This window comes from Nocardioides sp. (assembly GCF_041600255.1).
Classification (GTDB): Bacteria; Actinomycetota; Actinomycetes; order Propionibacteriales; family Nocardioidaceae; genus Nocardioides.
The window spans coordinates 1-5,957 of the sequence record NZ_JBFIKK010000168.1 but is presented as its reverse complement, the minus strand read 5'-3'; the positions used below and the strand labels follow the sequence as shown (position 1 = coordinate 5,957).

The 5,957-nt window shown below is 73.3% G+C and carries 4 protein-coding genes; 2 read left to right on the top strand and 2 right to left on the bottom strand.

Annotation, left to right across the window (positions count from 1 at the left end; genetic code table 11):
• The coding region (locus tag ABZE72_RS15250; protein WP_372729885.1) for an MBL fold metallo-hydrolase at positions 1-417 on the bottom strand (417 nt) is incomplete at its 3' end.
• A 127-nt stretch (positions 418-544) separates the two neighbouring features.
• On the opposite strand from ABZE72_RS15250, the gene ABZE72_RS15245 reads away from it, so the two are divergent.
• Complete coding sequence (locus ABZE72_RS15245; RefSeq protein ID WP_372729884.1) at positions 545-2,215, top strand: SulP family inorganic anion transporter; 1,671 nt, start codon at positions 545-547, stop codon at positions 2,213-2,215.
• A gap of 9 nt (positions 2,216-2,224) precedes the next feature.
• On the opposite strand, the gene ABZE72_RS15240 is transcribed toward ABZE72_RS15245, so the two are convergent.
• A complete protein-coding gene (locus tag ABZE72_RS15240) occupies positions 2,225-4,213 on the bottom strand; it encodes a cation:proton antiporter (protein ID WP_372729883.1) in 1,989 nt (662 codons plus the stop codon).
• A gap of 124 nt (positions 4,214-4,337) precedes the next feature.
• Here ABZE72_RS15240 and ABZE72_RS15235 point away from each other — a divergent pair, with 124 nt between their 5' ends.
• Positions 4,338-5,681, top strand: coding sequence for a molybdopterin-dependent oxidoreductase (locus tag ABZE72_RS15235; RefSeq protein WP_372729882.1), 1,344 nt, complete (start codon positions 4,338-4,340; stop codon positions 5,679-5,681).
• The last annotated feature ends 276 nt before the right edge of the window (positions 5,682-5,957 follow it).

Here is a 5,957-nt window from a genome sequence, read left to right as displayed (position 1 = left end):
GAGACGGATCGCCCGCTCGGCATCGGCGGAGACGTAGAGCGGCAGCGGCGGGTCGTGCCGGCTCAACCCCGACTCGGCCGACCGGCGGGCCTCCTCCTCGGCCAGGTACGCCGAGTCCCGCAGCACGATGCTGGCCAGGCGGGCGGTGTCCGCGCTGACCACCACCGGGCCGGTAAAACCGTCGCGCGCCAGGATCGGCAGATGCCCGGAGTGGTCCAGGTGGGCGTGGGTGACCACGATCGCGTCGAGGCTCGCCGGGTCGAACGGCGACGGCTCCCAGTTGCGCCGACGCCACTCCCGTCGCCCCTGGAAGAGGCCGCAGTCGACCAGGACCCGGTGCCCGCCCGCCTCGACGAGGAACTTGCTCCCGGTCACGGTGCCGGCGGCGCCGAGAAAGGTCAGGGTCGCGCCGCTCATGCGAGCTCCTTGCGTCGGGTGCCTCCAGCATGGGCTCGCCGCGGTGGGTCCAGTCAGGGTCTTTGGTCGCCCCCGGTCGGGACTCCCGGTCCGGTCGCCCACCGTCCGGGTCGGCCTACATTGAGGGATGGACGCCCGCCGGCACCTCCCCGCGTGGACCGTCGGCTACCAGCGCTCCTGGCTGCGCGGCGACCTGCTGGCCGGCGTCACGGTGACGGCGTACCTGATCCCGCAGGTGATGGCGTACGCCGCGCTGGCCGGGGTGCCGGCCGTCGTCGGGCTGTGGGCGGCGGTGGGGGCGCTGTCGGCGTACCTGCTGCTCGGCTCCTCGCCCCTGCTCTCGGTCGGACCAGAGTCCACGACGGCGCTGATGACCGCCGCCGCGCTGGGCTCGGTGGCCGGCGCGACGCGGCAGCCGACCGAGTTCGCGGCCGCGCTGGCACTGGTGGTGGCGCTCTTCTGCCTGCTCGGCTGGTTCGGTCACCTGGCGGCGCTGGCGCAGCTGCTCTCGCGCCCGGTGCTGGTCGGCTACATGGCCGGGATCGCGGTGATCATGGTGCTCTCCCAGTCCGGTCGGCTGACCGGGATCGCGTCCGAGGCCGACGGTGTGGTCGCCGAGACCGCCGACGTGCTCACCCGCCTCGACCAGGCGCACCTGCCGACCCTGGCGCTCGGGCTCGGCACCCTGGTCGCGATGCTGCTCGGCTCGGCGTTCTGGCCGCGAGCGCCCGTCGCGCTGCTGGGCATGCTCGGCGCCACCGCCGCGGTGGCGCTGCTCGACCTGCGGGCCCGCGGCGTGACGGTGGTCGGCGAGATCCCGGCCGGGCTGCCGGTGCCGGGGCTGCCGGCCCTGTCGGCGAGCGAGGTGCTGCCGTTGCTGGCGCCGGCGCTGGGGGTGGCGTTCGTGGGTTACACCGACAACGTGCTCACCGGGCGGGCGTTCGCTGCCCGGGCCGGGCACCGGGTCGACGACAAGCGCGAGCTGCTGGCCCTGGGCGCGGCCAACCTGGGCGCCGGCCTGCTGCACGGCTTCCCGGTCAGCAGCAGCGGCAGCCGGACGGCGATCGCGCACGCGGTCGGCGCGCGGACACAGCTGGCGGGCGGGTTCACCGTGCTCTTCACGGTGGTCGCGATCCTGACCGCCCGGCCGCTGCTGTCGGCGTTCCCGACCGCGGCCCTGGGCGCGGTGGTGGTCTACGCGGCGGTGAAGCTGGTCGAGCTCTCGGAGCTGCGCCGGTTCGCGGCGTTCCGGCGCAGCGAGCTGGTCCTCGCGCTCGGTACGACGCTCGCCGTACTCGTCGTGGGCGTGCTGGTCGGCGTCCTCGTGGCGATCGGGCTCTCGATCCTCGACCTGCTGCGCCGGGTGGCCCACCCGCACGACGCGGTGCAGGGCAACGTGCCCGGGATGGCCGGGATGCACGACGTCGCCGACTTCGCGGACGCCGCGGTCGTGCCCGGGCTGATGATCTACCGCTACGACTCGCCGCTGTTCTTCGCCAACGCCGAGGACTTCCGCGAGCGGGCCCTGGCGTCGGTGGCGGCGTCGAGCACGCCGGTGGAATGGTTCGTGCTGAACACCGAGGCGATGGTCACCGTCGACATCACCGCCCTGGACGCCCTGGAGTCCCTGCGTGCCGAGCTCACCGGGCGCGGCATCGTCTTCGGGTTGGCCCGGGTCAAGCAGGACCTGCTGGCCGAGCTCCGCCCGTCGGGGCTGGTCGAGCGGATCGGCCCGGACCGGATCTTCCCGTCGTTGCGCACCGCCGTCCAGGCCTTCCGGGACGCGCGCCCGGGCTGAGTCGCTCGGTCACTCGAAGGTGACGTCGTCCACGTAGCAGTGGCCCCACGCCTCACCCGGCTCCGCGCTGCCCATCACCGGGTGCCCGGCCTCGGCGGCGTGCGCGCGGGCGTGCCGGCCGACCGAGGAGTCGCAGCAGCCGACGTGGCCGCAGCCCAGGCAGACCCGCAGGTGCACCCACTCCGCGCCGTCGCGCAGACACGCCAGACAGGCCTGGGTGGTGGGCAGCACCGGCACCGAGTGCTCGGCGTGGCTGCAGCCCGCGTCGTCCGGCACCGGCCGGTGCACCAGCTGCGAGGTGTCCGCCCAGGTGCGCTCCCGGGAGCCGGGCGGCGGGGGCGGGTGCCGCGGCAGACCCAACCGGTCGAGCACGGTGATGAAGAGGTGGTAGCGGCTGGCGGCCTGGGGGTCGATCAGGTGGTCGACGCCGGCGGTGGCGTAGATCGCCAGCCCCTCGTGCGAGTGCGCCCGCGCCACGATCGGCGCCGGCGTCAGGTCGCGCACGATGGTGGCGATCTCGGCGGTGCGCTCCGGCTCGTCCTCGGCGATCACGACCAGCCGGGCGTCCGCGACCGCGACGTGCTCCAGGATCGAGGACCGCGTCGGGTCGCCGGTGACGACCGCCAGCCCGGCGGCGTCCGCGGCCCGGACCCCTTCGGGGTTGAGCGTCGTCATCACCACCGGGATCTCCCGGCTGGTCAGCTCACGGGCCAGCTCTATGCTGTCCGAGCCCCAGCCGAGGATCACCACGTGGTCGCTCCACTCGCCCTCGGCTCCGGACACGTCCTCCTCCGGGTGCTCCGGCTGCGGCCCCGCCGCCACCAGCCGGTTGCCGACGGCGGCGAGCATCGGGGTGAGCACCATCAGCAGCACGGTGACCGCCACGACCGCCAGGAAGCCGTCGTCGTCCAGCCCGGCCGGGCTCAGGCCCGCGTCGTCGCCGGCGGTCAGCAGCACGAAGGAGAACTCGCCGATCTGGCCGAGCAGCAGCGCGGCCGCCAGCGCCTGGCGCCACCCGACGCCGGTGGGGAGCAGCGCGAGCGTGGTGGTCAACGCCTTCAGCACCAGGACGCCGAGGGCGAGCGCGAGCACCAGGGGCAGGTTGGCGAAGACGAAGGAGAGGTCGAGCAGCATCCCGACCGAGACGAAGAAGACGGCCGAGAAAAGGATCTTCAGCGGCAGGATCTCGGCCAGCGCCTGCGTGCTCTGCCGGCTCTCGCTGACCACCAGGCCGGCGAGGAAGGCGCCCAGCGAGACGCTGACGCCGGCCAGTGCGGTCAGGTAGGCGGTGCCCAGGCAGATCGCCATGATGGTGAGCAGGAACACCTCGGGCGAGCACAGCGCCGCCACCCGTCCCAGCACCGGAGGCATCAGCCGTCGGGCGACGATCAGGACGACGGCGATCACCGCGACCGCCGTACCCAGCGCGCGCAGCAGCGGGGTGACGCCGCCGTCGGCGTCGGCCGCCAGCAGCGGGATGACGACGACCATCGCCACCACGGCGAGGTCCTGCAGGATCAGCACCGAGAGCGCCAGGCGGCCCTGGACGCTGTTGGTCTGGCCGCGGTCGGCCAGGATCGTCAGCACGATCGCCGTGCTGGAGAGGGCCACCACGAAGCCGGTGAAGAGCCCGATCCGCCAGTTCTCGCCCAGGATCGCCACCAGGCCGACCGTGGCACCGACGGCCAGGGTGACCTGGGCGCCGCCGCCGAGCACGATCCAGCGCCAGACCTTGGCCAACCGCTCGAGCGAGAACTCGATGCCGATCGTGAACAGCAGCAGGATCACGCCGATCTCGGCGACCGCCCGGACGCTCTCGCTGTTCGCGACCAGACCGAGCTGGGCCGGACCGATCAGCACGCCCGCGACCAGGAAGCCCACGATCGGGACCACCCGGGCCTTGACGCTGAGGTAGCCGACCGCGGCGGCCGCGACCACGAGCGCGGCCGAGGGGGCGAGGAACGCCGGGACCTCGGTCCCTGCCAACACCGTGAGCATCTGGGGCCCCTTTCCCGGGCGTGGGCACTCTAGTTGGTCGTGTGCCCGGGTGGCTTGCAGCGATCCCATCCCGACGCGGCGCGATCTCGGCACGCCACGCCTCCGTCGGGCCTAGATTGAGGCGATGATCGGATTTCGTGTCGACGCCGCCGGAGGCGCGCTGCTGCTGCTCGGCCTCACCGAGCGGCTGGCCTCGAGGTCGGGTGACAGCCTCGTCGATTGGATCGGCCAGGTGGTCGTCGACCTCGTCCCCCTGCCCGTGGTCGAGGAGTCGATCAGGTTCCTCGGGACGACCGACAAGCCCGCGCTGAGGGCGAACCTGGTGGCCGGTGCCGCACTCGCTGCCGGCCTGGCGACCCCGGGCCGCCAACACCCCCGAGGACCTGTGGTCGGCGCCGTCGCCGGCGCGATCGGGCTCGCGGGCTACCTGTCGGCACGCCGGCGCCTGACGGCTCTCGAGTCGGCCCAGGACCAGGCGGGGAAGCCGATCCTGGTCGAGGACCCGCTGCCGGCCGTGACCGACGGTGCCGAGCGGTGGACGGGCGCCGAACCGCTGTTCACCGGCCTCGATCGCTTCTACCAGACCGACGTCAACCTCCGCTCGCCCCTGGTCGACCCCGCGACCTGGCGGCTCGAGGTCGTCGGCCTCGACGGGACCCGAGCCTGGATCACCCATGACCGGCTCCTGGATCTGCCGCTCCGGGAGCGCGACGCCCTGCTGGTGTGCGTCCACAACCGGCTCGGGTGGGACCGCCTCGGGCACCAGCGCTGGACCGGCATCGATCTCCGTCAGGTCTTCGACACCCTCGGCGTCGAGATCCCCGACGACACCTCCGCTGTCGACCTGGTGATGGAGGCCGTCGACGGCTACCGGCAGGTCCTCCCCCTCACCAAGGCGCTGGATGCCGACGCCTGGGTGGTGGTCGGGATGGGTGGCCGCACGCTCACCGCGGGGCACGGGTTCCCGGCCCGGATCGTGACTCCCGGGCTCGTCGGCCAGTACACCGGCACCAAGTGGCTGCAGCGGCTCTCCCTGGTGCCCCGCGGACAGGAGATCGCCACCTGGGTGAGGCGTGGTTGGCCGCGGGACGAGGTCGTCCCCCCGCTGATGGCGCGCATCGACCACCCCGGAACGATCGCGATGCCGCCCCGGGCGCCCCAGGGCAGCGTCGAGGTCGGAGGGTCCTGCACGGTGGTCGGAACGGCGTGGGCACCCGCGAACGGCGGCGTCGCCGACGTCCAGGTCCGGGTCGACGACGGCGACTGGTTCTCGGCCGAGCTGGCCGAGAATCTCGGAGCCTCCTCGTGGCGACGGTGGCGCGCGGTTCTCGACCTGGGTCCGGGCAGGTACGTCGTGTCGGCGCGCTGCGTCGCCGCCGACGGGACCGTCCAGGCGGGCGAACGGACTCCTCCGTTCCCGGACGGGGTGACCGGTCACCACACGCTGCGGGTGCGGGTGCGGGCCTGAGCGTTGCGTGGCGCCCCACGTGTGGAGCCGTCAACGCACGAAGGCCCCGACCGGAGTCGGGGCCTTCGTGATCTGGTGCGCGAGGGGGGACCCAGGGGCGCAGATGAGGTGGGTCCCCCAGGATTCGCCTCCGCGACGACGTCGAGGCAGTCGTAGGCCGTCATGGTCCGGGCAGACGCTGCTGGCGCAACTACGTCGAGATAGGCACCGCGACGCGCGCTGGTCCCTTGCGGGGGTCATGTTGAGAACGTTGTAGGACCGAGGGACACAGACATG